Raw genomic sequence first — 2,579 nt, forward strand, 5'->3', positions numbered from 1 at the left:
GGGTGGTGATCGTCGCGCCCGACGGGCTGCGCGACGCCGCCAGCGGCGAGGCGCTCGCCGCCGAGGCCGGGGCCGCGACCCGCATCACGGTGAACAACCGCCTGCGCCGTGCGATCGGCACCGCGCAGGCCGCGCTCGCGCTGTCCGCGCCGCAGCCCGCGCAGCGCCTCACCGCGGCCAACACCCTGCGCGAGAACGCCGGCCCGGCCCTGCTGCCTGTGCTGGCGCGCGCGCTCGAGGCCGAGCCGGACGCCGCGGTGCGCGAGGTGCTGCTCTACGCCAGCGCCAAGCTGGAGCTGGCCTCGCCCGACCCCGCCCTGCGCCTGAAGGCGGCGCAGGCGCTCGGCGCCTCGTCCGATGCCGCGGTCAAGAACCTGCTCGCCGCGCTGCTGGAGAAGCGCGGCGAAGGTGCAGCGGCGAGCTGGGTCGAACCGGACGCCGAAGTGCGCGCCGCGGCCGCGGCCTCGATGCGCGCGATCGATCGCCGCATCGGCCTGGCGCAGACCGCCGGCACGCTGTTCTCCGGCCTGTCGCTCGGCTCCATCCTGCTGCTCGCCGCGCTCGGCCTGGCGATCACCTATGGCGTGATGGGCGTCATCAACATGGCGCACGGCGAGCTGCTGATGGTGGGCGCCTACGCCACCTTCCTGGTGCAGGGCGTGTTCCGCGCCCATTTCCCCGAATATCTGGACTTCTACGTGCTCGCCGCGATCCCGGCGGCCTTCCTCGCTGCGGCCTTGGTCGGCATCGCCATGGAGCGCCTGGTGCTGCGCCACCTCTACGGCCGCCCGCTGGAGAGCCTGCTCGCCACCTGGGGCCTGTCGCTGGTGCTGATCCAGGCCGCGCGCGTGCTCTTCGGCCCGCAGAACCTGGAGCTCGCCAACCCGTCATGGATGTCGGGCGGCGTCAAGCTCGCCGGCGGCGTGGTGCTGCCCTACAACCGCATCGTCATCCTAGGCTTTGCCGCCTTCGTGCTGGTGCTGATCTGGCTGATGATGCAGAAGACGCGGCTGGGCATGTTCGTGCGCGCCGTCACCCAGAACCGGCCGATGGCGGGCTGCGTGGGCGTGCCCACCGCGCGGGTGGACACGCTGGCGTTCGCGATCGGCTCCGGCGTCGCCGGGCTGGGCGGGCTGGCGCTGTCGCAGATCGCCAACGTCGGCCCGGCCATGGGCACCGGCTACATCGTCGACGCCTTCATGGTGGTGGTGCTCGGCGGCGTCGGCCAGCTCGCCGGCGCGGTATGGGCGGCGCTCGGCCTGGGCATCGTCGCCAAGTTCCTCGAAGGCTGGGCGGGCGCGGTCGTGGCCAAGATCCTGGTGCTGGTCTTCATCATCGCCTTCATCCAGAAGCGTCCGCAGGGCATCTTCGCCCTCAAGGGCCGCTTCGCCGACAGCTGAGGCCGCCGCCATGCGCACGCCCTTCATCCTGAGACTGTTCCACAGCATGCCGCGCGGCGGCTGGATCGCGCTGGCGATCTTCGCCGCCGTGGCCTGGATCGGCGTGCCGGTCGCGCACCTCGCGCTGCCCGAGAGCCATCCGCTGCACGTCTCCGCCTACACCGTCAGCCTGCTCGGCAAGATCCTGTGCTACATGGTGGTCGCCGTCGCCATGGACCTGATCTGGGGCTACGCCGGCATCCTGTCGCTCGGCCACGGCCTCTTCTTCGCCCTCGGCGGCTACGCCTTCGGCATGTACCTGATGCGCCAGATCGGCCGCGACGGCAGCTACGGCGCCGAGCTGCCCGATTTCATGGTCTTCCTCGACTGGAAGGAATTGCCCTGGTACTGGGCGGGCTCGGATTCCCTGCTGTGGGCGCTGTTCCTGGTGGTCGCGCTGCCCGGGGTGGTGGCCTTCGTGTTCGGCTGGTTCGCCTTCCGCTCGCGCATCAAGGGGGTGTACTTTTCGATCATCACCCAGGCGCTGACCTACGCCGCGATGCTGCTGTTCTTCCGCAACGAGACCGGCTTCGGCGGCAACAACGGCTTCACCGACTTCAAGCGCATCCTCGGCCACGACATCACCTCGCCCGGCATGCGGGTGACGCTGTTCGCGCTCTCGGCGGCGCTGCTGATCGCCTGCCTGGTGCTCGGCCGCTACCTGGTGAGCTCGCGCTTCGGCCGCGTGCTGGCGGCGATCCGCGACGCCGAGAGCCGGGTCATGTTCATCGGCTACAACCCGCTGCACTACAAGCTCTTCATCTGGACGCTGTCGGCGATGCTGTGCGGGCTGGCGGGCGCCTTGTACGTGCCCCAGGTCGGCATCATCAACCCCTCGGAGATGTCGCCGGCGAACTCGATCGAGATCGCGGTGTGGGTGGCGGTGGGCGGGCGCGGCACGCTGGTGGGCGCAGTGCTCGGCGCCGGCATCGTGAACCTCGCCAAGAGCGTGTTCACCGTCTACCTGCCGGAATACTGGCCCTTCGTGCTCGGCTTCCTGTTCATCGTCGTCACCCTCTACCTGCCCGACGGCGTGGTCGGCCTGTGGCGCAAGCTGCGCGCGCGCCGCGCCGCCGCGCGCCTGGACGACACCCGCAGCGCCGCCACGCCTGCGCCGGGCGCAGCCGCGGCGGCCCCGGG

The 2,579-nt window shown here is 71.1% G+C and carries 2 protein-coding genes; both read left to right on the forward strand.

Going from position 1 to position 2,579, the window contains the following annotated elements; genetic code table 11:
* Nucleotides 1-1,400 (forward strand): urea ABC transporter permease subunit UrtB (gene urtB, locus C665_RS19165; RefSeq protein WP_040829783.1); only part of this gene is annotated, 1,400 nt, incomplete at its 5' end.
* Nucleotides 1,401-1,410: 10 nt separating this feature from the next.
* The coding region (gene urtC, locus C665_RS19170) for an urea ABC transporter permease subunit UrtC (protein ID WP_004327832.1) at nucleotides 1,411-2,579 on the forward strand (1,169 nt) is incomplete at its 3' end.

Source organism: Thauera aminoaromatica S2, assembly GCF_000310185.1.
GTDB classification, from domain to species: domain Bacteria; phylum Pseudomonadota; class Gammaproteobacteria; order Burkholderiales; family Rhodocyclaceae; genus Thauera; species Thauera aminoaromatica.